The organism is Arthrobacter sp. LT660, from assembly GCF_056172845.1.
This window is the reverse complement of sequence record NZ_CM149651.1, coordinates 3,061,263-3,086,168: the sequence shown is the minus strand read 5'-3', so window position 1 is coordinate 3,086,168 and position 24,906 is coordinate 3,061,263. Positions and strand designations below refer to the sequence as shown.

At 68.3% G+C, this 24,906-nt stretch carries 29 protein-coding genes and 2 pseudogenes; 18 read left to right on the top strand and 13 right to left on the bottom strand.

Annotation, left to right across the window (positions count from 1 at the left end; all coding sequences use genetic code 11):
- Nucleotides 1-10 precede the first annotated feature (10 nt).
- Both AC0QSG_RS14400 and istB read left to right on the top strand, forming a co-directional pair.
- Nucleotides 11-502 (top strand): annotated as a pseudogene (locus AC0QSG_RS14400) (IS21 family transposase); the annotation flags it as partial.
- Nucleotides 499-1,278: an IS21-like element helper ATPase IstB gene (istB, locus tag AC0QSG_RS14395; RefSeq protein ID WP_435728490.1), complete on the top strand. Its 780-nt coding sequence runs from the start codon at nt 499-501 to the stop codon at nt 1,276-1,278. The pseudogene AC0QSG_RS14400 and the gene istB, both read left to right, overlap by 4 nt.
- Here the strand turns inward: istB and AC0QSG_RS14390 are convergent.
- A complete protein-coding gene (locus tag AC0QSG_RS14390) occupies nt 1,275-2,117 on the bottom strand; it encodes an IS3 family transposase (protein ID WP_475377323.1) in 843 nt (280 codons plus the stop codon). The genes istB and AC0QSG_RS14390 overlap by 4 nt on opposite strands.
- A 17-nt stretch (nt 2,118-2,134) precedes the next feature.
- Nucleotides 2,135-2,428, bottom strand: coding sequence for a transposase (locus AC0QSG_RS14385; RefSeq protein WP_475375913.1), 294 nt, complete (start codon nt 2,426-2,428; stop codon nt 2,135-2,137).
- A gap of 61 nt (nt 2,429-2,489) precedes the next feature.
- Between AC0QSG_RS14385 and AC0QSG_RS14380 the strand changes: the two genes are divergently transcribed.
- The 3 genes from AC0QSG_RS14380 to AC0QSG_RS14370 all read left to right on the top strand — a co-directional run bounded on the left by AC0QSG_RS14380 (nt 2,490) and on the right by AC0QSG_RS14370 (nt 5,365).
- Nucleotides 2,490-3,557: a hypothetical protein gene (locus AC0QSG_RS14380; RefSeq protein WP_475375912.1), complete on the top strand. Its 1,068-nt coding sequence runs from the start codon at nt 2,490-2,492 to the stop codon at nt 3,555-3,557.
- Between the two features lie 356 nt (nt 3,558-3,913).
- A complete protein-coding gene (locus AC0QSG_RS14375) occupies nt 3,914-4,399 on the top strand; it encodes a hypothetical protein (protein ID WP_475375911.1) in 486 nt (161 codons plus the stop codon).
- Nucleotides 4,400-4,465: 66 nt separating this feature from the next.
- A complete protein-coding gene (locus AC0QSG_RS14370; RefSeq protein WP_475375910.1) occupies nt 4,466-5,365 on the top strand; it encodes a DUF1963 domain-containing protein in 900 nt (299 codons plus the stop codon).
- Nucleotides 5,366-5,591: 226 nt separating this feature from the next.
- Here AC0QSG_RS14370 and AC0QSG_RS14365 read toward each other — a convergent pair.
- A pseudogene (locus tag AC0QSG_RS14365) lies at nt 5,592-6,104 on the bottom strand (Y-family DNA polymerase); the annotation flags it as partial.
- Complete coding sequence (locus AC0QSG_RS14360) at nt 6,097-6,501, bottom strand: LexA family protein (protein ID WP_475377322.1); 405 nt, start codon at nt 6,499-6,501, stop codon at nt 6,097-6,099. The gene AC0QSG_RS14360 and the pseudogene AC0QSG_RS14365, both read right to left, overlap by 8 nt.
- 321 nt (nt 6,502-6,822) lie before the next feature.
- Between AC0QSG_RS14360 and AC0QSG_RS14355 the strand changes: the two genes are divergently transcribed.
- Genes AC0QSG_RS14355 through AC0QSG_RS14345 form a run of 3 tightly spaced genes read left to right on the top strand, consistent with a single transcriptional unit; the run spans nt 6,823 to nt 9,470 of the window.
- On the top strand, nt 6,823-7,734 hold the full coding sequence (locus tag AC0QSG_RS14355) for an ABC transporter substrate-binding protein (RefSeq protein ID WP_475375909.1): 912 nt from the start codon (nt 6,823-6,825) through the stop codon (nt 7,732-7,734).
- A 6-nt stretch (nt 7,735-7,740) separates the two neighbouring features.
- A complete protein-coding gene (locus AC0QSG_RS14350) occupies nt 7,741-8,706 on the top strand; it encodes an amino acid ABC transporter permease (RefSeq protein WP_475375908.1) in 966 nt (321 codons plus the stop codon).
- Nucleotides 8,703-9,470, top strand: a complete 768-nt coding sequence (locus tag AC0QSG_RS14345; protein WP_475375907.1) for an amino acid ABC transporter ATP-binding protein — start codon at nt 8,703-8,705, stop codon at nt 9,468-9,470. The genes AC0QSG_RS14350 and AC0QSG_RS14345 overlap by 4 nt, the downstream gene beginning before the upstream one ends.
- 194 nt (nt 9,471-9,664) lie before the next feature.
- Here AC0QSG_RS14345 and AC0QSG_RS14340 read toward each other — a convergent pair whose 3' ends face one another.
- Together AC0QSG_RS14340 and AC0QSG_RS14335 are read right to left on the bottom strand one after the other, a co-directional pair.
- A complete protein-coding gene (locus AC0QSG_RS14340) occupies nt 9,665-10,420 on the bottom strand; it encodes an SDR family NAD(P)-dependent oxidoreductase (RefSeq protein ID WP_475375906.1) in 756 nt (251 codons plus the stop codon).
- Between the two features lie 130 nt (nt 10,421-10,550).
- Complete coding sequence (locus AC0QSG_RS14335; RefSeq protein ID WP_475375905.1) at nt 10,551-10,961, bottom strand: hypothetical protein; 411 nt, start codon at nt 10,959-10,961, stop codon at nt 10,551-10,553.
- Between the two features lie 181 nt (nt 10,962-11,142).
- On the opposite strand from AC0QSG_RS14335, the gene AC0QSG_RS14330 reads away from it, so the two are divergent.
- The 4 genes from AC0QSG_RS14330 (at nt 11,143) to AC0QSG_RS14315 (ending at nt 13,892) form a co-directional block, all read left to right on the top strand.
- Nucleotides 11,143-11,652 carry a metallophosphoesterase family protein gene (locus tag AC0QSG_RS14330; RefSeq protein WP_475375904.1) on the top strand — a complete coding sequence of 170 codons (510 nt, stop codon included), beginning with the start codon at nt 11,143-11,145 and terminating at the stop codon, nt 11,650-11,652.
- Nucleotides 11,653-11,678: 26 nt separating this feature from the next.
- On the top strand, nt 11,679-12,257 hold the full coding sequence (locus tag AC0QSG_RS14325) for a sugar O-acetyltransferase (RefSeq protein WP_475375903.1): 579 nt from the start codon (nt 11,679-11,681) through the stop codon (nt 12,255-12,257).
- Nucleotides 12,258-12,390: 133 nt separating this feature from the next.
- Nucleotides 12,391-12,936: a YceI family protein gene (locus tag AC0QSG_RS14320; protein ID WP_475375902.1), complete on the top strand. Its 546-nt coding sequence runs from the start codon at nt 12,391-12,393 to the stop codon at nt 12,934-12,936.
- Nucleotides 12,937-13,067: 131 nt separating this feature from the next.
- The gene (locus tag AC0QSG_RS14315; protein WP_475375901.1) at nt 13,068-13,892 is read left to right on the top strand and encodes a DNA-formamidopyrimidine glycosylase family protein; all 825 of its coding nucleotides are present in this window, start codon (nt 13,068-13,070) and stop codon (nt 13,890-13,892) included.
- Here AC0QSG_RS14315 and AC0QSG_RS14310 read toward each other — a convergent pair.
- A complete protein-coding gene (locus AC0QSG_RS14310) occupies nt 13,852-14,241 on the bottom strand; it encodes a 2-polyprenylphenol hydroxylase (RefSeq protein ID WP_475375900.1) in 390 nt (129 codons plus the stop codon). The genes AC0QSG_RS14315 and AC0QSG_RS14310 overlap by 41 nt on opposite strands.
- A gap of 36 nt (nt 14,242-14,277) precedes the next feature.
- Between AC0QSG_RS14310 and AC0QSG_RS14305 the strand changes: the two genes are divergently transcribed.
- Nucleotides 14,278-14,547, top strand: a complete 270-nt coding sequence (locus AC0QSG_RS14305) for a DUF3253 domain-containing protein (RefSeq protein WP_475375899.1) — start codon at nt 14,278-14,280, stop codon at nt 14,545-14,547.
- Nucleotides 14,548-14,577: 30 nt separating this feature from the next.
- Here AC0QSG_RS14305 and AC0QSG_RS14300 read toward each other — a convergent pair whose 3' ends face one another.
- Together AC0QSG_RS14300 and AC0QSG_RS14295 are read right to left on the bottom strand one after the other, a co-directional pair.
- Nucleotides 14,578-15,009, bottom strand: a complete 432-nt coding sequence (locus AC0QSG_RS14300) for an acyl-CoA thioesterase (RefSeq protein ID WP_435728643.1) — start codon at nt 15,007-15,009, stop codon at nt 14,578-14,580.
- A gap of 10 nt (nt 15,010-15,019) precedes the next feature.
- Complete coding sequence (locus tag AC0QSG_RS14295; RefSeq protein WP_475375898.1) at nt 15,020-16,576, bottom strand: carboxylesterase/lipase family protein; 1,557 nt, start codon at nt 16,574-16,576, stop codon at nt 15,020-15,022.
- Between the two features lie 230 nt (nt 16,577-16,806).
- Here AC0QSG_RS14295 and AC0QSG_RS14290 point away from each other — a divergent pair, with 230 nt between their 5' ends.
- A complete protein-coding gene (locus AC0QSG_RS14290) occupies nt 16,807-16,944 on the top strand; it encodes a hypothetical protein (RefSeq protein ID WP_435728641.1) in 138 nt (45 codons plus the stop codon).
- A 6-nt stretch (nt 16,945-16,950) separates the two neighbouring features.
- Nucleotides 16,951-18,099, top strand: coding sequence for a N(5)-(carboxyethyl)ornithine synthase (locus AC0QSG_RS14285; protein WP_475375897.1), 1,149 nt, complete (start codon nt 16,951-16,953; stop codon nt 18,097-18,099).
- Here the strand turns inward: AC0QSG_RS14285 and AC0QSG_RS14280 are convergent.
- Nucleotides 18,096-19,007, bottom strand: a complete 912-nt coding sequence (locus tag AC0QSG_RS14280; protein WP_475375896.1) for a LysR family transcriptional regulator ArgP — start codon at nt 19,005-19,007, stop codon at nt 18,096-18,098. The two genes, AC0QSG_RS14285 and AC0QSG_RS14280, sit on opposite strands and share 4 nt — an antisense overlap.
- 69 nt (nt 19,008-19,076) lie before the next feature.
- Between AC0QSG_RS14280 and AC0QSG_RS14275 the strand changes: the two genes are divergently transcribed.
- The gene (locus tag AC0QSG_RS14275; RefSeq protein WP_475375895.1) at nt 19,077-19,727 is read left to right on the top strand and encodes a LysE/ArgO family amino acid transporter; all 651 of its coding nucleotides are present in this window, start codon (nt 19,077-19,079) and stop codon (nt 19,725-19,727) included.
- Nucleotides 19,728-19,746: 19 nt separating this feature from the next.
- Nucleotides 19,747-20,430, top strand: a complete 684-nt coding sequence (locus tag AC0QSG_RS14270) for an alpha/beta hydrolase family protein (protein WP_475375894.1) — start codon at nt 19,747-19,749, stop codon at nt 20,428-20,430.
- A gap of 9 nt (nt 20,431-20,439) precedes the next feature.
- Here AC0QSG_RS14270 and AC0QSG_RS14265 read toward each other — a convergent pair whose 3' ends face one another.
- From AC0QSG_RS14265 to AC0QSG_RS14255, 3 genes are all read right to left on the bottom strand, one after another.
- Nucleotides 20,440-20,646 (bottom strand): hypothetical protein, encoded by a 207-nt coding sequence (locus tag AC0QSG_RS14265; protein ID WP_475375893.1) that lies wholly within the window; start codon nt 20,644-20,646, stop codon nt 20,440-20,442.
- Nucleotides 20,647-21,200: 554 nt separating this feature from the next.
- A complete protein-coding gene (locus tag AC0QSG_RS14260) occupies nt 21,201-22,478 on the bottom strand; it encodes an MFS transporter (RefSeq protein WP_475375892.1) in 1,278 nt (425 codons plus the stop codon).
- Between the two features lie 30 nt (nt 22,479-22,508).
- Nucleotides 22,509-23,267, bottom strand: coding sequence for an SDR family oxidoreductase (locus AC0QSG_RS14255; RefSeq protein WP_475375891.1), 759 nt, complete (start codon nt 23,265-23,267; stop codon nt 22,509-22,511).
- 261 nt (nt 23,268-23,528) lie between these two features.
- On the opposite strand from AC0QSG_RS14255, the gene AC0QSG_RS14250 reads away from it, so the two are divergent.
- On the top strand, nt 23,529-24,872 hold the full coding sequence (locus AC0QSG_RS14250; protein WP_475375890.1) for an aromatic acid/H+ symport family MFS transporter: 1,344 nt from the start codon (nt 23,529-23,531) through the stop codon (nt 24,870-24,872).
- Nucleotides 24,873-24,906 lie beyond the last annotated feature (34 nt).

Genomic DNA, 24,906 nt, shown 5'->3' with positions numbered 1-24,906 from the left:
GTCATACTCAGTCATCGTCGTCCACCACGGCAGCCAGGGCCCGGTGGAAGTCGCCCGGCACCGGCGCGCCCGGCCCGGCAGCCCGGCGATCAACGACGCCCACTTCCCGGACCACCGGCCCAGGATCCCTGGCGACTACACAGCGAAGGCCCGGACGGCCGCGGAGGCGGAGTTCCTCGCGATCGGGGACGGCGCCCGGACCTGGCTGCTCGAGGCCGCAGCCGCCGGGACGGCACGGATGAACGTGAAGATGGCCGAAGCCGTCGCCCTGGCCAAGATCGCCGGGCAGTCCGAAGTCGATCACGCGTTGGGAACCGCGGCCATCCATGGCCGCTTCGCGAACAAGGACCTCACCTCGATCCTGAACGCAGCGGGTTCACGCACCACCACCCATGCCGCCAGGGAAACCCAGTCACTCACCCAAGGCACCGCAGGGTGGGCAGCCATCGGCCAGCCACCCGCAACCGCCGAGGCCGCCGCCGTTCTGGAGGAAAGCGCATGAGTCCGGTCCCGGTCACCGCACCGGCCTTGCCGGCGGAGCTGGAGGCGCTGATGCGGCAGCTGAAGATGCCCCACGCGCGGGCTTTGGCGCCGGAGCTGATCGCGACTGCCCGCGCCCAGCGCTGGGAACCGGCCGAGGTCGTCAAGGCCCTGTTCGTCGAGGAAGTCGCCGGTCGATCCCGCTCCATGCTTGCCGCCAGGCGCAAGGCCGCGGGCTTCCCGACCGGGAAAACCTTCGACACCTGGGACCCCGCCGCATCCTCGATCCCCACGCCGACGCAGCAGGCGCTGCGGACGCTGGAATGGATCGGAAGGAAGGAGAACGTCGTGATCTGCGGCCCCTCCGGCACGGGCAAGACATTCTTCCTCGAAGCCCTCGGGCAGCAGGCCGTCGAAGCCGGACTGCGGGTCGCTTGGTTCCGCCTCGAGGACCTCGGCGCTCTCATGCGCGCCCACCGTTCCGATGACAGCGTCACCAAAGTCGTCGCCCGGATCCTGCGCGCAGATCTGGTGGTGGTCGATGACATAGGCCTCTTGCCGGTCGGCGTTGACGCGGCGGAGGGACTCTACCGTCTCGTCGACGCCGCTTATGAGAAACGGTCTATCGCGGTGTCCTCAAACTTGCATCCTGCCGGCTTTGACGAGCTCATGCCTAAAACCCTGGCAACGGCAACCGTGGACCGGCTGCTGCACCACGCCCACGTCTGCCAGACATCAGGAGATTCAATCCGACTCAGCCAGGCCTTGGCCGGAAAAGGAGTCACGCCAATGAACTAAACCCCGACCCCAACATGGCCAACGCCACCGAACATCAGGTGGGCAGATCTGGTGGCCATGAGTGGGCAGTTTTCATGGCCACCAGCGGGCATTTCTGCTGGCCGCCCATGGGCACAAACTATTGGCCATTGACAGAAGTTCTCCGCGACCGCATTGTCCCAACACATCCCGACCTTGCCCATCGACTGTGTGACACCGTTACCGGCGCACCAGGCTTGGAACTCGGAAGAGGTGTACTGCGTGCCTCGGTCGGAGTGGAAAATCGCTCCGTTCGGGTGCAGGTATCCGTGGTCGCGGGCCATCGCCAGCGCACTCGTGCACAGGCTGGTACGCATGTGCTGGTCCATGTTCCAGCCGATCACCATGCCGGTGCACAGATCAATCACGGTGGCCAGGTACAGCCACCCCTCACCGGTTTTCAGGTACGTGATATCCCCGCACAACCGGGTCCCGGGCACCTCGGAGGTGAAGTCCCGCTTCCCGTCCTCGTCGAGCATATGGTTCTCGATATGGGCGGTCTTTGCCTGCGGGTCCTGCTCCGTGGTCTTCTTCCACGCCCGCGTCCGTACCGCGCGCAGGCCGTGCTCGCGCATGATCGCCCCGACCGTGGCAGAAGAGACGCTGACGCCGTCCTCGTTGAGTAGACGGACCAGCTGGTCCCGGCCGGCCTTACCGCCGCAATCGGCGTACTTACCGGTCACCGCGGCCACGAGGACCTCGTGGCGGACGGACCGCGGTGACGGTCCTGCCGGGGTGCGCCACCGGTAGAACGAGGCACGGGAAATTTTCAGGATTCGGCACAACCAGGCAATCGGATGGTTGGCCTTCTCCGCTTCGATGAACCGGTAGTAATCCTCTACCGTTGCTTCGCTGCAAAGAAGGCGCTGACTTTTCCCAGGAACTCAATTTCCTGCTTCAGCTTCGCGTTCTCGGCCAGTGCTTTCTGATGTTCCTCCCACGGCACAGCTGCTTTCTCCTCCGCCGTGAAACGCTCCGGATGATCGGCACGGTATTTACGCACCCAGTTACCCAGCGTGCCTTCGTTAATGCCGATATCGACGCTGATCTGCGCGATCGGACGACCAGAGGAAATCACCAACTCCACGGCATCGTCCTTGAACTTCTGCTTGTACTTCTTACGCTCGGGCATCTAAGTGAGGGCTCCTAATAAGCTGTCTCACAAAACCATACGGCCGCACAACGCCGATGCAGTGATCAGTTGGATCCGACGCAGCCCGATGGCGCGCGTCGTCCACGACATGGCAACCAACCGAACACCCATATCCTTGCGCGCCATAGCCGAACACCGAGCAGGGGGTGCGACCGGGTACCTCGCCGCCCTGCTCATGGAATCCGGGGTCGTCCCCACCGAAAATTTCGATCGTATTCGGCTCGAAGTGTGGGAAGAAGAATACTTCGCCGCACTGCCCAACCCAGCCAACCGATCGCTTCTCAAACAATATGCCGCGTGGATCGTCAATCCGCGGTTTGCCGATGCCGCGCACCTGGGCACCACGGACGAAAGCCTCCGCCACAGGCAATCCAAGGCCCACCTGATCGCGGTCTGCGAAATGCTCGACACGCTCAATGACCACGGCCTGGATCTGGGCACCGTCCCCCAGCGCACCTTCGACGACTATGTGGCAACACACGGCAGGGCCGGCAAACAACTCACGCCGTTCATCCGCTGGGCGAGCACCCAAAGATTGACGCGCCTGCGCAGCGAATACCTGAAAAGCAGCTTGGGAACCTCGGGTGCTACCGAGGACGAACGATGGGCCTGGGCAAAGGATCTGCTCACCTCCGAGGACCTTAGGTTGGAGGTGCGTGTCGGCGGGCTGCTTGCCATCGTCTACGGAACGGCTCTGACCCGCGTTGTCTCGCTTCGGCGCGATGCCGTCACGCTGGAGGGTGACATCACCTACCTATCCCTGGGCACAGAACCGATCAAGCTTCCCGCAGCACTCGGCGCGCTGCTAAGGCGACTTCTGGACACCAAATCCGGCGCGGACCTGGAGAGCAACATCTGGATCTTCAAGGGCCGGCGAGCAGGCCGCCACCTCACGACCGCGACAATCAGGGGACCGCTGGCACGCAGAGGCATCAACCTTCGCGCCGCGAGGAATGTTGCCCTCATGAGCCTCGCCCGCGATCTGCCACCCTCGGTCTTGGCTGAACTCTTGGGCATCTCCGTCTATGCCGCGGAACGCTGGAGTGCCCACAGCGGCCACGACTGGACCGACTACCCTCGAATCCGTCTCACGACAGGACCTGGATAGGCTTCCATACCAAATTCATTCACCTTCAGGCGGGTGTTTATCTACCCACTGCAGCGTTCCGTTTCACGCCCGGTCACCGGTCACTTCACCGGACGGGGGTTACGGGACTGTCGACTTTCCTGTGAATCCAAAAAATTCTTAAATTGCAGGTCAGAGGATGGCTCGTTCCGTAAGAGGACCCCCTTACGGAACGGTCCGGGATGCCAATCCGGACAGGCCCCTATCGGGATGGTGCGACGGATTCGATGCCATATATGTTCGTCTGAGTTCCGTTTGCGCACACGCAATCGCAATGCATAGGCCATGGGCCGTGGATTCAAAAGGCGTAGAGCTTCCCTGTTGAAGCCGGAAAACTGGTGCAGTCCGTTGACACCACGAATGCTACATTCCCTGTAACGGCGGATCCGTTCCCACTGATAGCAATTGGGTTAGGGCTGGCAGCTCGAGCCCTCGCACCACATGTTCTTCGAGCCTTCGTTGGAACGGCCATCCGCGCGGGGATGGCCTATACGGTTCGAAATGGATTCACCACGTTCGCCCGCTTCAAGGGGAAATTCGGCAATGCAAAGCCAGGCTACCAATGGCACCATATCGTGGAACAAGCAACCATAAAAAAGAAGAGCTGGGACCCGCGAGCGATCCACAATCCACAGAACCTCATCCAGATTCCCACCCGAGTACATCAAAAATGCGTCAATAGCTGGATGGCGCGCAAGAACGTCAATGCCTTTGGCATTAGATCCGGTGGAAACACCATGCGTAATCACCTCCATTCACTCAGCTTCACGCAACAGCACCGAATTGGTGTTGATTTGCTCAAATTGTGTGGCGTGAAGCTCTAAACACACGCGTCGCCGGCTTGCGGGCTCCCGCGGGGTAGCTCGCAAGCCGTCGCTAAACTTGATTGGATGGTGGATATGTCGAAATTTTCCATGGTTCCCGTGCATGCCCCGTACCCGGGCGCACACGAATGGCTGAGAAGCATTGTCAATGGCGAATCCGTTGACGTCGCTTACGCACCTGTCATTACGGAGCAATCGTTCGAACCGGGCGATCAAGAACTGCGCGAGGTCTGGCCGGAAGGCGCCCAACTGTGTTGGTTTGGCGGACCTGCCGCAGCACCCCTGGAGGGGTGGCCGCGGAACAGCAACGGTGAACCGCTGGCACACGTGATTGCCCTGGATCTTGCCATGGTCGATGGAACCGCGCACCCCGACGACAAGGCTACGTGGCCGGATCTGCGCGAGGGATTGCCCAAGACAGGCGTGCTCGAAGTGTTTCACGACCTTCAATCCTTCGGTTTCGAAGCCGAGGACAAGGCCAACGGTGGATGGGTGGTGCGTTGGATTCCGGAACCCGACAGATCGGTCCTGATTGATGCCCCGAAGGACCTGGATACACCGAGCGAGGTATGCCAAGTGGCCCTGACCATGCCGGGATACACGATTCCGGGTGCCCACAATTTTGTGGATTCGGACAAGAAGCTCTTCACCCAGGTCGAAAGAGCTGGCGCGGACCTGCAACGCACATGGATGCACCAACGGCAGGTCACCGATATCTCGGAACCCATTCCCTACAGCCATGTATATGGACATCCGGATCGCAACAGTGCCCTCGCCGTTGAGGTCTTCGAAAATGTGCTTCCGCTTGACGACGGAGATCAATACCGATTGATTTTGGACATTGAAAGCTGGACTTTCCTGGAAGGTTGGTTCGGTGATGTCGGCAATCTTGAAGTCTGGATGCGGCAGTCCGACCTTGACGCGCAACGCTTCAGTAAAGCCTGGTGCCTGATCCGCACAGACTGACGCAGATCCATACTGGTTAAGATGAGACGCCCGCTGATGCGCGGGCGTCTCATTCATTGTCATAAATTGCGACGTATCACAACCGAATGCATTGGGCTTAGAGTGGACCGTCCCAGTGAAGGTTCCCCCTGCGGACGCGGACGGGCTACGCAGGAGCATTCTGAAAACTACCTTCTTACTTATTCCACGACGGGATCCAATGGGATCAGGTCGAATAGGCTACTAACGAATACTCGCCTGTACCGGTAGTCGGCGCGATCCCGACGCACACCGGAACACCGACGTGCCGAGCGACGGCGGCCCGGACGGTCCGCGCCGTCTCCAACAGCCGCGACTCCGCCTCCACGGGGTCCGCCGCCGATCCGGCCAACCCCAGGAACGACTCGTCGATCGAGTAGACCTCCTGCCAGACGCCAAAGCGCCCGATCACCTCCATCACCCGCGCCGACAGGTCGCCGTACAGCTCGTAGTTGCTCGAGCGGGCCACCAGCCCCCACGACGCGGCGGACGCCGAGATCTGGAACCACGGGGCCCCCGTCTTGATCCCCAGCGCCTTGGCTTCGGCCGAGCGCGCCACCACGCAGCCGTCGTTGTTGGAGAGCACGACGACGGGGCGTCCCTCCAGCGACGGATCGAAGACGCGCTCGCACGAGACGTAGAAGTTGTTGACGTCCACCAGCGCGATCTGTTCCCGCGGCCGCGCCCCGGCCCGGTCCTCGAACCGCTCCCCGTCAGACATGGTGCAGGCAGCGGGTCGCGACGCCCCAGACCGTCAGGTCCGCCAGCTCCGCGAGGTCGGTGCCCGGGCCGCCGTCGTCCGTGTCCAGCCGCGCGCCGCGCCCGGTGAGCCTCAGGCGGCGCACCACCAGCTCGCCGTCGAGGACCGCGACGACGACGGACCCGTCGCGCGGGGCGAGCGAGCGGTCCACGATCAGCTCGTCGCCGTCGGAGATGCCGGCGGCGGCCATCGAGTTCCCGGCGACCCGCATGACGAACGTGCAGGTGCGGTCGCGGATCAGGTGGCGGTTGAGGTCGATCCCGCCCTGGAGGTAGTCGCGCGCGGGCGAGGGGAAGCCGGTCGCCTCGCCCGGCGTGCCGCCCTCCGGGTCCGGCGCGCCGCGCGGTGCGGGATCCACTCCGAACACGCCACCCACCCCCTTAGAACATAGTTTCGATTCTAGAGAATACCACCGGAGGGCGGAGTCCACGAGTGTCGCGTGACAGTGGCGTGCGCCACGCGGGCGTACGATGGCGGCAGTGGGCTCCGCCACTAGCGCCGGGTCCAAGACAAGAGGCCCGGAAGCCTTTCAGGGGCCCAGACCGACCTACGGTCCGATTCACCGCCGCAACCGCAGCCGGGATCCCCCGCGCCGCACCGCGCACCGCACCGCGCACCGCACCGCCTCCCGATCCGCCCCGCTCGACGCGGCCGATCCACCACGGACTAAGGAACACACATGAGATCCAGGCACTGCATCCCCGCCATCGCCGCCGCCGCCGTCCTGCTGCTGGCCGGTTGCGTCGACAACAGCGCGGCCGAGGCGCCGGAAGGCGCCGCCGGCGCATCCGGTTCGTCCGAGGCGATCACCGTGGAGAAGGACGAGGAGATCGCCGCGCTGCTGCCGGACTCCATCCGGGAGGCCGGAGTGCTCAACGTCGGCATGGCGAACAACTATCCGCCGAACGAGTTCAAGGACCCGAACGGTGATCCCGACGGCTGGTCGGTCGACCTCACGAACGCGATCGGCGCCCGGCTCGGCCTCGATGTCAACTTCGACATCGGCACGTTCGACAACATCCTTCCCTCCATCAAGGCGGGCAAGGCGGACATGGGCATGTCCTCCTTCACCGACACCCTGGAGCGCGAGAAGCAGGCCGACTTCGTCAACTACTACTCCGCCGGCATCCAATGGGCCTCGCCGCAGGGCAAGACGGTAGACCCCAACAACGCGTGCGGCCTCAAGGTCGCCGTCCAGGCGACGACCTACGAAGACACGCACGAGGTCCCGGCGAAGTCCAAGGCCTGCACCGACGCCGGCAAGGAGCCCATCGAGATGTTCCGGTACGACGCCCAGGACCAGGCGACGAACGCACTGGTCATCGGACAGGTGGACGCGATGAGCGCCGATTCGCCCGTGACGCTGTACGCGATCTCGAAGACCAAGGAGAAGCTGCAGACGGCCGGAGACGCCTTCGAGGTGGCTCCCTACGGGATTCCGGTGGACAAGGACAGCGAGTTCACGCCGGTCCTGCAGGAGGCGCTGCAGTCGCTCATCGACGACGGAACCTACACGCGGATCCTCGCCGAATGGGGCGTCGAAAGCGGGGGCGTGGAAGACGCCGCGCTCAACGTCGCCGCACAGGGCTAGCCGAACGTGGTTCCCCAGACGCGCGGGGTGCTTGCGCCTCCCGATTCCCCACTCGGCGCCGGGGACGCCGGCGAGCCCCTCACGGCCATCCCGCTGCGCCACCCCTGGCGGATGTTCATCGCCGTCGTGCTGGTGCTCGGGCTGGCGCTGTTCGTCGTCGACGCCTCCCAGCGCGAGGAGTACGGATGGGCCGACGTCGGAAAGTACCTCTTCGACCGGCGGATCAGCGAGGCCGCCCTCGTCACGCTGCAGCTGACGGTGTACTCCATGGTCATCGCGATCGCCCTGGGACTCCTGCTGGCGATCATGCGGCTCTCCCCCAACCCCGTCCTCAAGGGCGTCGCGTGGCTGTACCTCTGGATCTTCCGCGGCACGCCCGTGTACGTCCAGCTGGTCTTCTGGGGAATCGTCGCGCTGATCTACCCGGTCTTCACGATCGGCATCCCGTTCATGGATCCGTGGGTCACGATAGAGAACGGGATCTTCACCAACCTCTTCGTCACCGCCGTGATCGGGCTGGCGCTGAACGAGGCCGCGTACATGTCCGAAATCGTCCGGGCCGGACTGCTCTCCGTCGACGAGGGACAGGAGGAGGCGTCCACGGCCCTCGCCATGTCGTGGGGGCAGACCATGCGCTTCGTGGTGGTTCCGCAGGCCATGAAGATCATCATCCCGCCGACCGGAAACGAGGTGATCTCCATGCTCAAGACCACCTCGCTGGTCGCGGCCATCCCGCTGAGCATCGACCTGTACGGCATCTCGCGGGGAATCTCCGCCGTGACGTTCACGCCGGTGCCGCTGCTGATCGTCGCGTCCATCTGGTACCTGCTGTTCACCTCGATCCTGATGGTGGGGCAGCACTTCATCGAAAAGCGCTTCGCCCGCGGGACCGGCCGGCGCGCCGCCGCGCAGACCCCTCCGGGCGCCGAGCCGGACGCGATCGCGGCCATCGACACGGGAGGCAAGGGATGAGCCCCCAAGCGATGGTCCAGGCGGACCGGGTGTCCAAGAGCTTCGGGAACCACACGGTGCTGCGCAGCATCACCCTGGCCGTCAACGCCGGCGAGGTCCTGTGCATCGTCGGGCCGAGCGGTTCGGGGAAGTCCACGTTCCTGCGCTGCATCAACCACCTCGAGCGCGTCGACGCGGGGCGGTTGTCCGTGGACGGACAACTGGTGGGCTACCGGCAGAAGGGCGACAGGATCTACGAGCTCAAGCCGAAGGAGGCCGCGTTCCAGCGCCGCGACATCGGCATGGTCTTCCAGCGCTTCAACCTCTTCCCCCACATGACCGCCCTCGAGAACATCATCCAGGCGCCGATGCGCGTCAAGCGGCTGTCCCGCGCGATCGCCACGGCCCGGGCCTTGGAACTGCTGGAGCGGGTGGGGCTCGGCGACAAGGCCGACTACTACCCCGCCCATCTCTCAGGCGGGCAGCAGCAGCGCGTCGCGATCGCCCGGGCGCTGGCGATGGATCCGAAGCTGATGCTCTTCGACGAACCCACCAGCGCCCTGGATCCGGAGCTCGTGGGCGAGGTCCTGGAAGTCATGAAGGAGCTGGCCGCCAGCGGCATGACCATGGTGGTGGTCACGCACGAGATGGGCTTCGCGCGCGAGGTCGCCGATTCCCTGGTGTTCATGGACGACGGCGTGGTGGTGGAGTCCGGCGATCCGCGGCAGGTCCTGAACGACCCGCGGCACGGGCGCACCAAGGCCTTTCTGTCCAAGGTCCTGTAGGCGTTCAGGAGTCCGCGCCCCCGGTGTCCGGCGGTCGTTGGAGAGGCCGATCGCGCGGCGCTTGGCGGCGTCCGCGACCATCACGGCGTGCGCGCCGCGGCAGAGCCGATGCGTCTCGAGGTCCACCAGCAGCAGTTCCTCCTCCCCGCCGAAGGTGCGCGGCCGCCCGTCCCCGTAACCGCCGACGTCGTCCATCACGTCCGCAGGTGCGACGCGCCATTGAGGTCCAGGATGGCGCCGGTGGCCCAGACCGCCCCGCCCGAGGCGAGGTAGTGGACCGCCGTGGCCACCTCCGCGGGGCTCGCGACGCGTCCCATCGGGTTCTGGGCCACGATGCCTTCGCCCTCCGGGCCGGCCAACCGGTCCGCCGTCCGTTCGGTGGCGACGAACCCGGGTGCCACCGAGGTCACGGAGATGTTGTGCGGGGCCAGGGACACGGCCAGCGACTGGCCCATCGCATGCAGCGCCGCCTTGCTGGCCCCGTACGCCGGGTGCTCCGGCTCGCCGCGGAACGCCCCGCGGGAACCGATGTTGACGATGCTGCCGCCGTCGCCCTGCGCGATCATCTGCCGCGCCGCGCAGTACGCGAGGTTGGCCGCCCCCACGAGGTTCACGTCCAGCGTGGATTTCCAGGCCGCGCGCCATGCGTCGTAGTCGGTGGAGACGACCGGATGCGGAACCATGGCGGCCGCGGCGCAATTGACGAGCACGTCGACCCGGCCGGCCCGGCGGACCGTCTCCTCCACGATGCCGAGCGCCTGGTCCGGATCGGTCAGGTCCCCGCCCACGCTCAGGTGCCCCCGGCCCGGCAGGGCTGCCGTGGTCGCCTCCGCGGCTGCCCGGTTGGACGAATAGTGGACGGCGACGACGTCGCCCGCGGCGGCGAAGGCCTCAGCGACCGCCCGGCCGATGCCGCGCGACGCTCCCGCGACCAGTACGACTCTGGCCATGCTGCGGCTCCCTCCACCCTGGGGTTCATTCGGGGACCGCGCCGGCCCACACCCCCGAGTCTGCCCCACCCGGTCTCGCGCGGGAAGGTAGCGGGAAGATCGCGGGGCCGCGTGCCGGTCCGCCGACGCCCTACACGCCGTCGAGAAGCGCCGCGTCCAGCAGTCCGAGGGCGTTGGCCGCGACGGCCAGGCCGAACATCGCCCAGCCGATCACCCGCAACAGGCCCGCATGGTTCTCCGGGGGCGTCGTCCTCCAATGCATCCTGCCCGTGCCGCGCTGGTAGACTGTGGCCGCTTCGCCGTCCCCGACCCCCGGCAGCTGGTCCTCGGCCAGACGGCGGGTGACGGGCGCGCCGTCGGACGCTTCCCAGACCACGCAGCGCTCGCCGTCCATGGTCGCGACGCGGGCCACGGCCACTCGCCAGTGCCGCATTCCGCGGCCGGCCAGCCAGGCCCAGGCGAAGAAGGTGACCGCACCGAACAGCGTGACCCAGCCCAGCAGGTCCAACGCGGGACCCACGGTCGCCAGGAATTCTCTCACTGCTGCAGTCTAGGTCCCGCACCCGGCGCCTTTCGACGGACCCAGATGCCCTCCCCTCCCGTTTCGACGAAGGTAGATGTCGGATTCGGGCCCGATTCGAGCATCTACCTCAGTCGAAACGCGGGGGTGGGGCATCTACCTCAGGCGAAACGCCGGAGTGCGGGCGTGAGAGGATGCCCGCATGAGCCAGCGCCTCCTCCTCGTCGCGGACACCCACCTGCCCAAGCGGGCCAAGGCCCTTCCCCCGGAGCTGTGGGAGGCGGTCGAGGCGGCCGACGTCGTCTTCCACGCCGGAGACTGGGTGGACACCGCGACGCTGGACGAGCTGGAACGGCGATCCGCCCGGATGGTCGGCGTCTGGGGCAACAACGACGGCGGCGGGTTGCGCGCGCGCCTGCCGGAGGTGGCCCGGGTGGACATCGAGGGCGTCCGCTTCGCCATGGTCCACGAAACGGGTGCCGCCACCGGTCGCGAGAGGCGCTGCGCCGCGCTCTTTCCCGATGTTGACGTCCTCGTGTTCGGGCACAGCCACATCCCGTGGGACACCACGGCACCGGGGGGTCTTCGCCTGCTCAACCCCGGATCGCCGACGGACCGGCGCCGCCAGCCGGTGTGCACCTACATGACGGCCGTCGCCAATGCGGGCCGGCTCCGCGACGTGGAGCTGGTGCCGCTGCCCCGCCCCACCTGAGCGCCCGCGTGTGTACGGTCTTAACCATGGCCGACTACTTCGCGGGCGACCCCCGGACCAACCGTGAACGCATGCTGGCGGGCGACCTCTACATCGCCGACGATCCGGACAGCGCGCGCGAGGCCCAGCGCGCGGTCCGCCTGGCCAACGACTACCTGGCCGCCTACGCCCGCGACGCCGCCGCGGCCCGGCCCATCCTCGCCGAACTGATCGGGAACCTCGGAGAAGGCGCGGAGGTCAAGCCGCCGCTCTTCGTCGACTACGGGACCCGCATTTCGATCGGCGCGCGCACGTTCGTCAACTACAACCTCACGGCACTCGACGTCGCCCCCATCACCATCGGCGAGGACTGCCAGATCGGGCCCAACGTCCAACTGCTGACGCCCACTCATCCCCTGGAGCCGCAGTCGCGCAGGGACAAGCTGGAGGCCGCGAGGCCGATCACCATCGGCGACAACGTGTGGATCGGGGGCGGCGCCACCATCCTGCCCGGAGTCGCGGTCGGGGAAAACAGCATCGTCGGCGCCGGCGCCGTGGTCACGAAGGACGTGCCGGCCAACACGGTCGTCGTCGGCAATCCGGTGCGTGTGGCGCGTTCCCTGTGAGCCCCCCGCGCGCCACCGAAACGGAGGGAAGAATTTTCCCGCAATTCATTGACACTTCAATCTATCCGTGCAAAACTATATGTATAAGCATACAAATTCCGGTCCCAGCCGGTACCCAACAGAAGGAGTCACCATGACGATCAACTTCACCCCCGGCACCTGGAACCTCGACCAGGCCCACACCGAGGTCGGCTTCACCGTCCGCCACGCCGGCATCAGCAAGGTGCGCGGCCAGTTCACCGAGTCGGACGCCACCCTGGTCGTCGGCGACTCCCTCGAAACCTCCTCCGTCAAGGCCGTCGTGAAGACCGCCTCCTTCGACTCCAACGACGACAACCGCGACGGCCACGTCAAGAGCGCCGACTTCTTCGACGTCGAACAGTTCCCGAACATGACCTTCAAGTCCACCGGCGCCACCGGCACCACCGAGGAGTTCCAGCTCACCGGCGACCTGACCATCAAGGACACCACCCTCCCGGTGACGTTCGACGTCGAGTTCGGCGGCGTCGCCGTCGATCCGTTCGGCGCCACCCGCGCCGGTTTCTCCGCCACCACGCAGATCTCCCGCAAGGCCTTCGGCATCACCTGGAACGCGGCGCTCGAAGCCGGCGGCGTGCTGGTGGGCGACAAGGTCACCATCAACATCGACTCCGCGTTCGTGCTCCCCGCGGCCGCGTAGTTCCCGACACGGGAGGTCGTCCGCAGAGGCGCCGAAAAGGGTGGTCCCGGCCTTGCGCCGTGGCCGCCCTTTTCGGCGTCGTACCCTTGGCTGGTGTCCGCACCCGGCGGAACGACCGGAAGGGGGACCCGATGCCCGAGGGAGACACCGTCTACCGGCAGGCCGCCGTCCTGCGTGCGGCGATCCAGGGGCGCGTGCTGGAGTCGACGGACTTCCGCGTCCCCAGGTATGCCGTGGCGGACCTCTCCGGCGAAACCGTCTCGGCAGTCCTGTCCCGCGGAAAGCACCTGCTGATCCGCGCGGGCGGCCACACCATCCATTCGCACCTCAAAATGGAGGGCACGTGGCACGTCTACGGGCGCGCGCCGGACGGCGCCTTCGAACGCTGGCGCAGGCCCGCCCACACGGCCCGCTGCGTCTTGCGAACGCGGAACCACGCCGCCGTCGGCTTTTCGCTGGGGCTGCTGGAGGTGCGCCCCACGGCCGAGGAGGAGGACATGGTCGGCCACCTCGGTCCCGACCTCTTGGGACCGGACTGGGACGCCGGCCGTGCGCTGGAGCTGCTGCGGGGGGCGCCCGGGCGGGCCGTCGGCGTCGCCCTGCTGGACCAGCGGAACCTGGCCGGGATCGGCAACGTCTTCCGCAGCGACATTTGCTTCCTGGCGGGCGTCCACCCGGCGACGCCCGTCGGTTCCGTGGGAAACCTGGCGAAGATCGTCGCGCTCTCGAAGACCCTCCTGGAGGCCAACAAGGATCGTAGCCGGCGCAGCACCACGGGTGGACCCGCGGCCGGCGACGCCGCCACCTGGGTCTACGGGCGCGAACACCGGGCCTGCAAGCGGTGCCGGACCCGGATCCAGCGGGCGGACCTGGGCGAGGCGCCGGGCCCGGGCTCACCGGGCGCGGCGGAGCGCATCATCTACTTCTGCCCGTCCTGCCAGCCCGTCCCGGCGTAGCGCGCGTCCCCGCGGCGGCGGTCACGACGGCGGCGCAGACGACGGCGGCGCTGCCAGCGCCTCGAGCCGCGTTCCACCGCCTCCTGCGGTCCTCGGGCGACTGCTCCCACCACGACTCTCCGCGCTCCCCCAGTCCCTCCTTGGCCGCCTGGACCCTGCGGCGGGCAGCGGCGAGCGCCGCCCGATGGTCCGCCTGCTTCTGTTTCTTCACGTCGGCCCGCGCCCGGCCCAGGTGTGATAGCAGCTCACGGCGCACGGCGTCCGGGAGGCTCGGGTCGGCGCGGCGCCACCGCCGTCCGCCGTGGACGAAGAACCGGTCCGGTTCGCTGTCCTCCGGTTCGCTGTCCATGCGAGGATGATGCCAGTTTCCGACGAAGGGGGCACCATGGACGACTCCGGTCTCCGCGCTCTGGTCGTCGAGTTCGCGCGCTCGCGCGCAGCGGGGAGGACCTTCTGCCCGTCCGAGGTCGCGAGGGCCACGGGCGAAAGCGAATGGCGCCGCCTGATGCCCGAGGTGCGCGAGGCGGCGTTCGCCCTGGCCGACGAGGGCGTGGTGGTCGTGATGCAACGCGGCGAGGTGGTGGACGGCCGCACGGCCAGGGGCCCGCTCCGGATCGCCGCCGCTCCACCGGGCGCCCGCCGCCGGTCCGGTTAGCGCCGCCGGCGCCCGGTCCCCGCCGTCGCGTCAGTTCCCGGGCGCCGGCGGGAGATGCTCCCGGAGCACCGCCCGCTCCTGCTCCGTCAACGCCCGCGAGGACCTGCCGCCGGCTTCCATCGCGACCATCACGGAGGAACCCTCGAAGGCGACCTCTCCGGACTGCACCCCGACGTGCCGCACGGTGAACGACTTCGTCCCGACGCGCTCCACGGCCACCCGCACGGTTAGCTCCGGCCCGTAGTCCACCTGGCGACGGTAGTCGACGGTCAGCGAGGCGACCACAACCCCTCCCGCGGCCGCGGGATTCACCGCCAGGGAACGGGTCCACAGCACGCGGGACTCCTCCATCAGGGTCACGATGCGGGCGTTGTTCACGTGTCCGTTGAGGTCCTGGTCCGACCAGCGCAGTTGGAGCGCGGCCTCGAAGGGCCGCGGCGCGGCGGGATCTGTTTCCGTCATGCCTCCCTTTCTACAGGAAGCCCCGGTAGTCGCCCCAGGCGAGGCGACGCCCGCGGCGGGGATCCGACTCGATGCGGTCCTCGGTGTCGAAGATACGCACGCGGCGCGCGACGTCGTCGTACGTGGGCCAGCCGCCGCCCGGGTCGCCGTGCCGGGCGAAGTCCAGCAGCGCACCCTGGTACCGGGCGCTGAGCCGGGCCGCCTCCTCCCGGCCGCCGAGCAGCGTGAAGAACCGCCCGGTGTCCGTTTCGAGTTCGCCGAACAGCGCCGGCAGGTCCGTCCCGTGGGTGGCGCCCAGGCCGGCGAGGCGGAGGGCCGGCGTGTCGAAGTCGTAGCGGTAGGACCACACGGGGGCGAACCGCGAGTGCGCCTGCGCGATCTGCACGCCGGGGTGCCAGAAGATGCCGTCGCCGACCATGTCGATCACCGCGTCCCGCCGCGGGAACCGCGGGTAGCCGGCGCGGATCCGGTCCCACGCGTCGGGTTCGGACTGCAGGATCGATTGCTCGATCCGCTGCGGCGACGTAGGAAGCGCGTTGAGGTAGCGGAAGAGCGCGCCCTCGCGGGCGGTGCTGCCCACGATCAGCGGCACGCGGTGCGCGGCGCCGGTTTGGAAGGCGTCGATGACGCGCCGGGGCAGGAAGTCCCCGTCCACCACGGGCGACGCCGGCATCGGGTCGCGGTTCACCGCCCTCCCGAGCCACGGCGAGAGCTTGTCCAGCGCGCCCACGAGCTCTCGCCACGGCAGGTGGATCAGCGCGCGGGCCGCGTCCTCGTCGTCGATCCCCAGCGTCCGCACGAATGTCCGGGCCCAGGCCGCGTGGCGTTCGGAACCATAGACCGACGCCGGTGCCGGGCTGAGCGCGACGGCGCGGTGGAACAGCCCGGCCGCCGGGGGCACCGCCATCAGGGTCAACACGGACGTGCCTCCGGCCGACTGCCCCACAAGCGTCACGTTCTCCGGGTCGCCGCCGAAGGCCGCGATGTTGTCCCGGACCCACCGCAGTCCGGCGAGCTGGTCGCGCAGGCCCGCGTTGGACTCGAAGGGGTGCGATTCGTCCGCGTAGCTCGTGAGGTCCAGGAAGCCCAGGGCGCCCACGCGGTAGTTCAGCGACACGTAGACGACGCCGCCGGCGGCGACGAGCCGCCCGCCTCCGTACACCGGCGCCGCCGAGGAGCCGATCAGGAACCCGCCCCCGTAGAGGCACACGATCACCGGCAGCGGTTCGGGCCCGGGTTTGGCCGGCGCGGTCACGTTGATGGTGAGGCAGTCTTCGCTGACGGGATGCCGGCCGGCGCCCACGTTGCGCGACCGGACGAGCTGCGGCGGCGCGTCGCCGAAACGGGTGGCGGCGCGCACCGAGGACCACGGGGCCACCGGTTGCGGTCCGCGGAAGCGCAGGGGTCCGACCGGGGGCGCGGCGTAGGGAATGCCGCGCCACGTCCGCACGCCGCCGTCGGCGCCGGCACGGTCGCCACCACCGGCGCCGGCGCCGATCTCCGTCCCGCGCACCGCGCCGGCCGCCGTGGATACCGTCAGGTCCGTGTCCGGGAGACTGTGTTTCACAGAATGCGTCCGGGATGCAGCGCGACGAACGCCGCGACGACGAAGGGCTTGAGGACCTCGGTCAGCGCCCGGGGTGCGCGCGTCGGCTTGGGGGTCAGCGTTGGGTTTTCCATCGCCGTCCATCCTAGCCACGGCACGTTGTCCGGGTGCGGTGCCGTAGTCTCAACGATAGGGAGCAACTTTTGCTCCTGTAAGGAAGCAGTAGCACTTGCTTCCGCGAGGAGCTCACCATGGCCAACAAATCCCCCAACAAGTCGTCCGCCAAAAAGGTCGCCGCCAAGTCCATCAAGGAAAAGCGCAACGACAAGAAGGCCAAGGCGGCCGGGGCCGCGGCCTCGGAGATCGTCACCGTCACCAAGAAGCGCTGAGCACCCGTGTCGCTCCTGAGCATCGGCGTCCTGGCCACCACGCGCAAGGCGGATGAACGCCGGTTGCCCATCCACCCGCTCCATTTGGAGCGCATCGACGCGGACCTGCGCGGGCGCATGATCCTGGAACACGGGTACGGGGAGCGCTTCGGCATCTCCGATGCGCAGCTCGCGCCCCTGGTGTGGCGGCTCGCCTCCCGCGCGGAGCTGATCGCCGAGGCCGACGTCGTGGTGCTTCCGAAGCCGCAGCCGGAGGACCTGGCCGAGCTGCGCGACGGGCAGATCCTCTGGGGTTGGCCGCACTGTGTCCAGGACCGCGCCGTCACGCAGCTGGCCATCGACAAGCGGCTGACGCTGATCGCGTTCGAGGCCATGAACCACTGGGCGTCCGACGGCGGGTTCGGCCTGCACGTGTTCCACAAGAACAACGAGATGGCCGGCTACTGCTCGGTCCTCCACGCTCTCGAGCTGATCGGCACCACCGGCGTCTACGGTCGCCGGCTCACCGCCGTCGTCATCGGCTTCGGCGCCACCGCGCGCGGCGCCGTGACCGCGCTGAGCGCGCATGGCGTGCACGACGTCGAGGTCCTCACCAGCCGCGGCGTGGCCGCCGTCGGCTCCCCCATCCATTCGGTGCGAATCACGCAGTTCGACCACGCCGACGAGGCCCCGTACCTCAGCCAGGTCATCACGGACCGCGGTCGCCTGCCGTTGGCCCCGTACCTCGCGGAGCACGACATCATCGTGAACTGCACCCTGCAGGACCCGAACGCGCCGCTGACCTACCTCAACGAGGAGGACCTGGCGGAGTTCCGGCCGGGCAGCCTGATCGTGGACGTGTCCTGCGACGAGGGCATGGGGTTCAGTTGGGCCCGGCCCACCAGCTTCCAGGATCCGATGTTCGACGTCGGCGACCACATCCACTACTACGGGGTGGACCACACGCCGTCGTACCTGTGGAACTCCGCGACGTGGGAGGTCAGCGAGGCGTTGATGCCGTTCCTGCGCCCCGTGCTCGAGGGTCCCGCGGGATGGGACGCGAGCGAGACCATCCGGCGCGCGATCGAGATCCGCGACGGCGAAATCGCCAATCAGGCCATCCTCGAGTTCCAGGACCGTTCCGCGGAATATCCGCACCTCGTCGCTGCGGTCTAACCGAGGCCCAGCCACTGGGACGCGGCGCGGGACACCACGGCCGAGACGCGCGACAACGCGGGAGTCTCGATCTTCCAGCGCTGCCAGTAGAGGCGCACGGGGCTCGACCACGCGTCGTCGAGCATGACCAGCGAGCCGTCGTCCGGGGCCTGCCCGGCGGGCACCATCCCCCATCCCAGCCCGGCGGCCACGGCGCGGACGAACAGGGCCGAATCGGGGACGTAGTGCGACGGCGGGGAGGCTTCCGCGCCGGCGACGCCACGGACGACGCCCCACTGCAGTCCGTCGCTGCGGTCGTAGTGGACCACCGGGGCCCGCCCGAGCGGATGGCCGCCGCCGGCCCGCGCCGTCCGCGCGGGCCCGAACCACCGGGCGGCGAACTCCGGGGTCGACATGGCGCGGTAGGTCAGGGTCCCGAGCAGGACCGAGGTGCACCCCTGGATGGGCCGGTCGCTGGTGGTCACCGCCGCCATGACCCGGCCGGTCCGCAGGTGCTCCGCGGAGAGGCCCTCGTCCTCGCGCATGACCTCCAGCTCGAGGGCGGGATCGGCGGCCAGTTCGCCCAGCGCGCCGCCGAACCACGTGGCCAGCGAATCCGCGTTCACCGCGACGGCGATGCGTGCCCGGTCGGCTCCGGGGCCGCCTCCCGGACCCCGCAACTCCAGCGCCGCGTCAGCGGACAGCGCCTCCAGCTGCCGGGCCAGACGCAGCAGCACGTCGCCGGCCGCCGTCGTGCCGGCCGGTTTGGTCCGGCGCAACAGCACCGTTCCCGCACAGCGTTCCAACTGTCGGATGCGCTGGCTGACCGCCGACGGCGTTACGTTCAGGACGGCGGCCGCGGCATCGAAGGTGCCGGTGTCCACGACCGCGGCCAGGGTGCGCAACTGCTCGGAGGAGACATCCATCATTAAAGATTCTCATGGATACAGAAAATAATGATCTGGACTTCATAGGAACCGCGACCGTACGGTCGATCCATGCCTTTCCTCTCCTCAGCGTTGCCCGGGTTCGGAACCGGGATCTCCCTGATCGCCGCCATCGGCGCCCAAAACGCCTTCGTCCTGCGTCAGGGAATCCTGCGCCGCCATGTGGGGACCGTCGTCGCGGTCTGCATCCTGTCCGACGCCGCCCTCATCCTGGCGGGGACCGCGGGCATGGGCGCGCTCGTGGAGGCCGCCCCGTGGGCGATGACCGCGGCGCGCATCTGCGGGGCCGTGTTCCTGCTCGGCTACGCCGCGCTGGCGCTGGTCCGGGCGTTCCGTCCGGCCGCGCTCACGGTGGAGGGCGATGCGGCGGGCGCGGACGGCACCGTCGGGCGCGCCTCGTGGATGACGGCCCTGCTGACCTGTCTGGCGCTGACGTGGCTCAATCCGCACGTCTATCTGGACACGGTGGTGCTGCTCGGTTCGGTGGCGTCGACGCACGGTGCGGCCCGGTGGGTGTTCGCGGCCGGGGCGGTCGTCGCGAGCGTGGTCTGGTTCGTCGTCGTCGGCTACGGGGCGCGCGCGCTCCGGGGCCTGTTCGCCCGGCCCGTCGCCTGGCGCGTCCTGGACGCCGTCGTCGCGGCCGTGATGATCGCGATCGCCTGGAGTCTCGTCGCCGGGATCCCCGTCTTGTCCCCCGGCTGAACCGCCGTAGATTGGACGCATGCGACCGCACCGCGAAGAGTTTGCCCTGGATATCGACGGAACCCCGGTCTCGGCCGCCTATGCGCGTCCCCGGAACCCGTCCGCGGCCGTGGTGGTGGCGCACGGCGCCGGCGCCGGGATGGAACACCCGTTCCTGACGGGTTTCACCGAGGCGCTGAACGACGGCGGCGTCGCCACCCTGCGCTTCAACTTCCCGTACCGCGAGGCGGGCCGGAGCTTCCCGGACCGGCCGCCGCTGGCCATCGCCGCGTGGCGGGAGGCCATGGACGCGGCGGTGTCCCGCGCGGAGAACGAGCCCGTGTGGGCCGCCGGGAAATCGTTCGGCGGACGCATGGCGTCGATGGCCGTCGCCGAGGGCATGCCGGCCGCCGGACTGGTCTTCCTCGGGTACCCGCTCCACGCGCCGGGCAAGCCGGAGAAGCCCCGCGACGCCCACCTCTACGGGCTGGCCCTTCCGATGCTCTTCCTGCAGGGCACCCGCGACACCTTCGCCCAACCGGAGGAACTGGACCCGGTCGCCGAGCGCATCGGAGCGAACGCGATGGTCGAATGGACCGAGGGCGGCGACCACTCCTTCGTCGTCCGGGGCAACAAGCTGACCCCCGACGTCGTCGGAGCCTCCCTCGCCGTACCTGCCCTGCGGTTCATTGCGGCGTCCGCCGAGCGCACCGCGCCGAACTAGACGGTCGCGCTAGACGGTCGCGCCGGAGCGCTCGATGCGCTGCGCCACGAGTTCCGGGCGCTCGACGGCGTTCGTCGCTTGGGAGACGATGCCGGGGACCAGGATCTTGCCGGCGGGCAGTGCCGTGTCCGGCCAGATGTTCCACTCGTGCTCGTGGCGGACGTTCCCTGCCTCGAACGAATAGGAGCCCGCGTTGATGCCGAGCACCAGGCCCACGATGTCGCGGAACTCGATGTCCGTGGTGTGCGGGCCGTGCCACGATCCCCAGCAGACGTGGAGATCGGTCCGGTCGCGGACTGGAAGGCGGTGCCGTTCCTGCCGATCTGGATTCCGCTTTCGGCATCCCGGTAGGCCTCGGCGAACCGGACGCAGTCGCGCCGGTCGGCGGAGGACGTCAGCCGGATGTAACCCGGCTCGCTGCGCACCGCCTCGGACAGGATCGGGTTGAACTCGTTCAGTTCCAGCCCGGCGGTGCGGTGGAAGCTGCACGTCCACCGCGCCCCGTAGTCCACCGCGTTGGACATGGCCTTGCCGTACTCGCCGTCCCCGGGAATGGTGATCCCGAGGCCCTTCTGGCATTGGACGAGGTCCACCACGGCGCCGGTGAGCAGCCCCTCGAACTCGGGGGTCCGTTCCAGCGTGAACACGTCCTCCGCAATGGTGCGCGCGGCGTTGGCCGCGATGAGTTCCGGCGTCCGCGGCAGCGACCCCGCGTGGCTTGACAGGCGGGCGGCACCGGCGGACGGCTCGCGTGACGCCGCGCGTCGGACCTATGCGCCGGACGCGTCCTCGACGTAGCGGTCCGGACGGCTCATCATCACGCCGCCCGCGGCCATGGGCAGGAACGTCGCCACGTAGACCCACAGCGGCACCGTCCAACCGCCGGTGGTGGAGAACAGCCAGCCGCCCAACAGCGGCCCCAGCGTTCCGAACAGGTAGCCGACGCCCATGGCAAACCCCGCGACCGCGGCGGAGCCGGCCGGCGTGCGGCTGCGCAGGTTGAACATGGCGATCGCCAAGGGGAACGCGCCGCCCGCGAGGCCCGCCACCAGGGCTGCGAGCCACAGCGGCCCGATGCCGGAAATCATGCCGAGGTAGCCCACCGGTCCGGCTGCCGCCAGCGCGATAGCCAGCGGGGCCGGGTTGCGCATGCGGTTGGCCAGCAGCGGCGTGAGCACGGCCATGGGCAGCGTCATGAAGGTGTATACGGAGAAGGCCGTGGCGGCCCCCGCCTTGTCCAGGCCGAGACCCTGCTGCATGATCGTCGGCATCCAGGCCAGCATGGCGTAGATGTTCAGCGACGCCATGGCGTAGAACAACGCCGTTCCCAGTGCGACGGGGCTCGTGACCAGCACGCCCAGCCCCAGGTTCGCGCCGGACGACGGCGATGCCGCCGCCTCGCCCGCGGTGCCGGCGCGGCGGCGTCGTTCCTTGAGGAGCGCCAGCGTCCACGGCATGATCGCCACCAGGGACAGGGCGCCCCAGGAGGCCAACGACACCTGCCAGCCGGCGCCGTCGGCCACCGGGACCGCTGTCATGGCGGGCAGGGTCGCGCCGGCCTGCATCAGGAGGGTGAACACCGTGACCATCGAAGCCTGCCGGTCCGGGAAGTGCTTCTTGACCAGTGGCGCGCCGACCACGTTCCCGAACCCCATGCCCAGGAGTGCGACGAACGTCAATGCCATGAACGCCGCCGGGTCCGCGGCGAACGGGCGCAGGAGGGAGCCCGTGGCGGCCAGCGCCACGGCCGCCAGGGCGGTTCCCTCGGGGCCAATCCTGCGGACCACCAGCGGAGCCGCGAAACCGCCGATTCCGAAGCTCAGGGTCGGCAGCATGCCGATGAAGGTGGCTCCCGCCGTCCCGATGCCGAGGTCGGCGGTGACGCTGGTGAGGAGCGGCGAAAGTCCGGTGACGGCGTAGCGCAGGCCGATCCCGAGGAACAGCAGGCCCAGGATGATCGCCACCCGGCCCCGCCAGAGGCCGGGACGGGCCATGCCGTCGGTTTCGGCGCGCGGCTCGTGGGTGCGTGCGGAGGGTGTGGTGTCCATGGTGTGTGGCGGTCGCTTCCGGAAGTCCTGTTACGCGTGCTTCGAGTCGCCATCGATCGGGAACATCTGCCCCGAGATGGTGCGCGCGTGCGGGCCGGCGAGGAAGAGCGCCAACTGGGCGATGTCGTTCGGGTCGATGAACTGGCGCACCGACTGGTTGTCCAGGGCCTTCGCCGCCTCCTCCTCCACCGTGGTTCCGTTGGCCTCGGCGCGGCCCGCGAACACGGATCCCAACCGCGGTCCGTCGACCGCACCCGGGTGGATGGTGTTGACTGTGATCCCGAACTCCCCCAGCTCCAGGGCCAGGGTCTTCGCGAAGCCCACCAGCCCCCACTTGGTGGTGGAGTAGGCCGAGCGGTTCGGGTAGCCGAACCGGCCGGCGAGGGAGGACATCACCAGGATGGAACCGGCGGCGGAGGCCTTGAGCAGCGCAATGGCGCGCTGCGTGACCAGGAACGTGCCGGTGAGGTTCAGTCCGACGACGGCGTTCCATGCCTCCAGGGGGTAGGCGGCCACGGGGGCGGTCGCCCCGGCGATGCCCGCGTTGTTGACCAGCACGTCCAGCCCGCCGAGTAGCTCCTCCACGTCCCGGAACAGGACATCGAGGTCGGCGGCATCGGCGATGTCGCCGACGGATCCGGTGATGCCCGGGTTTTCCGCGGTGATCGCGGCGACGGCCTCCGCGTTGACGTCCGCGATGTGGACGCGGGCACCACCGGCCACAAAGGCCTTGGCGATGGCCAGGCCGATTCCGCCGGCTCCTGCGGTGACGAGTACACGCTGTGTCATGGTCCGATTCCTCCAGGCGGTGCCGCGGGTCCGCGGCACGGGTTTTTAGAATTCCTTATGGCGGAATCAGGGACTCAACGGTACGATAGCGTACGGTTTTCACTGACTCGCCAACCTATCATCCCACCGGATTTGACGGGACTCAAGGCGGATCCATGATTCCCTCCTGCGGAATTTGCTGCCGGAATGTGGTCGCTCGGCAAATCAGTGACTAGGGTCACTCTTGAGGCGTAACCCTCACCACTCTTAGAGGAAGCACCGATGGACATTCTCACGCAGATCCGCAGTTCGGCCATGAGCCGATTCCAGGTGATGGCCGTCGCCATCGCCCTGACCCTGATCATGATTGACGGCTTCGACGTGGCTGTCATGGCCTACGCGGCTCCGGCCCTCTCGCGGGAATGGTCCATCGACCCCGTCACGCTGGGCTTCCTTCTCAGCGCCAGCCTGTTCGGGATGGCCGCGGGCTCCATCTTCCTGACGCCGCTGGCGGACAAGATCGGCCGCCGCCGGCTGACCCTGATCGCCCTGGTCGTCATCAGCATCGGAATGGTCCTGTCCGTGTTCAGCACGGGCACCTACCAGCTGCTGGCCTTCCGCGTGCTGACCGGCCTCGGCGTCGGCGGCATGATGGCCAACCTCAACGTCCTCGTCTCCGAATACTCCTCCAACAAGCGGCGCGGATCGATCATGGGCATCTACACGGCCGGCTACCCGATCGGCGCCACCATCGGCGGCCTCGTGGCCGCGCCGATGATCCCGCAATACGGCTGGCAGGCGATCTTCGCCGTCGGCGCCGCGCTGACCGTCATCATGCTGGCCGTCTCCTGGTTCCTGCTGCCGGAGTCCCTGGACTTCCTGGTCACGCGCCGCCCCGAGGGCGCCCTGGCCAAGGTCAACCGAATCCTGGGCAAGATCGGCCACGCGCCCCTGGACGCCCTGCCCGCCGCCGAGGCGGCCGGCCACCAGCAGTCCGCGATCCGCGAGGTGCTGACGAACCCCGTGCGCTTCCGCACCCTGATGCTGTGGACCGGCTACGCGTGCCTCGTCGCCGCCTACTACTTCGCCAACACCTGGACGCCGAAGATCATGGCGACCGCTTCGGGCGACGACTCCATCGGAGTCACCGTCGGTCTGGTCGCCAACGCCGGCGGCATCCTGGGCTGCTTCGTCTTCAGCGGGCTGGCGATCCGATTCCGCAGCCGCCCGCTACTGGTGGCCGCGCTGGTCGGCTCGGCCGCCGCGTACATCGTCTTCTCGCTCGTCTTCTCGCAGATCGGCCTGGCGCTCGTGCTGGCCCTGATGCTCGGCATGCTCACAACGGCGGGGATCGCCGGCTTCTACGCCACGTCGCCGGACGTCTACACCGCCCGGGCGCGCGCCACCGGCGTCGGCTGGATGATCGGCCTGGGCCGCTTGGTGTCGATCGTCGCCCCGATCATGGTCGGCTATATGCTCTCAGGCGGCTGGGCGCCGCAGAACATCTTCGCGCTCTTCGCCGCACCGCTGGCCGCGGCGGCCCTGTGCATCGTGGCCCTCGGGTACTCGATCAGGCGCGGGGAACGCACGACGCCGTCGCCGTCCTCCGCGGCCGCCCTCGCCTGACGTCCTCCCGCACCGTCCCGTCCCGACCACGAAG

Coding starts and splice junctions, on each gene's coding strand:
- AC0QSG_RS14330 (WP_475375904.1), top strand. CDS start 11,143: ATGAGCCAGCGCCTCCTCCTCGTCGCGGACACCCACCTGCCCAAGCGG.
- AC0QSG_RS14315 (WP_475375901.1), top strand. CDS start 13,068: ATGCCCGAGGGAGACACCGTCTACCGGCAGGCCGCCGTCCTGCGTGCG.
- AC0QSG_RS14270 (WP_475375894.1), top strand. CDS start 19,747: ATGCGACCGCACCGCGAAGAGTTTGCCCTGGATATCGACGGAACCCCG.
- AC0QSG_RS14260 (WP_475375892.1), bottom strand. CDS start 22,478: ATGGACACCACACCCTCCGCACGCACCCACGAGCCGCGCGCCGAAACC.
- AC0QSG_RS14355 (WP_475375909.1), top strand. CDS start 6,823: ATGAGATCCAGGCACTGCATCCCCGCCATCGCCGCCGCCGCCGTCCTG.
- istB (WP_435728490.1), top strand. CDS start 499: ATGAGTCCGGTCCCGGTCACCGCACCGGCCTTGCCGGCGGAGCTGGAG.
- AC0QSG_RS14345 (WP_475375907.1), top strand. CDS start 8,703: ATGAGCCCCCAAGCGATGGTCCAGGCGGACCGGGTGTCCAAGAGCTTC.
- AC0QSG_RS14280 (WP_475375896.1), bottom strand. CDS start 19,007: ATGATGGATGTCTCCTCCGAGCAGTTGCGCACCCTGGCCGCGGTCGTG.
- AC0QSG_RS14320 (WP_475375902.1), top strand. CDS start 12,391: ATGACGATCAACTTCACCCCCGGCACCTGGAACCTCGACCAGGCCCAC.
- AC0QSG_RS14300 (WP_435728643.1), bottom strand. CDS start 15,009: ATGACGGAAACAGATCCCGCCGCGCCGCGGCCCTTCGAGGCCGCGCTC.
- AC0QSG_RS14255 (WP_475375891.1), bottom strand. CDS start 23,267: ATGACACAGCGTGTACTCGTCACCGCAGGAGCCGGCGGAATCGGCCTG.
- AC0QSG_RS14305 (WP_475375899.1), top strand. CDS start 14,278: ATGGACGACTCCGGTCTCCGCGCTCTGGTCGTCGAGTTCGCGCGCTCG.
- AC0QSG_RS14370 (WP_475375910.1), top strand. CDS start 4,466: ATGGTGGATATGTCGAAATTTTCCATGGTTCCCGTGCATGCCCCGTAC.
- AC0QSG_RS14385 (WP_475375913.1), bottom strand. CDS start 2,428: ATGCCCGAGCGTAAGAAGTACAAGCAGAAGTTCAAGGACGATGCCGTG.
- AC0QSG_RS14250 (WP_475375890.1), top strand. CDS start 23,529: ATGGACATTCTCACGCAGATCCGCAGTTCGGCCATGAGCCGATTCCAG.
- AC0QSG_RS14310 (WP_475375900.1), bottom strand. CDS start 14,241: ATGGACAGCGAACCGGAGGACAGCGAACCGGACCGGTTCTTCGTCCAC.
- AC0QSG_RS14340 (WP_475375906.1), bottom strand. CDS start 10,420: ATGGCCAGAGTCGTACTGGTCGCGGGAGCGTCGCGCGGCATCGGCCGG.
- AC0QSG_RS14275 (WP_475375895.1), top strand. CDS start 19,077: ATGCCTTTCCTCTCCTCAGCGTTGCCCGGGTTCGGAACCGGGATCTCC.
- AC0QSG_RS14290 (WP_435728641.1), top strand. CDS start 16,807: ATGGCCAACAAATCCCCCAACAAGTCGTCCGCCAAAAAGGTCGCCGCC.
- AC0QSG_RS14325 (WP_475375903.1), top strand. CDS start 11,679: ATGGCCGACTACTTCGCGGGCGACCCCCGGACCAACCGTGAACGCATG.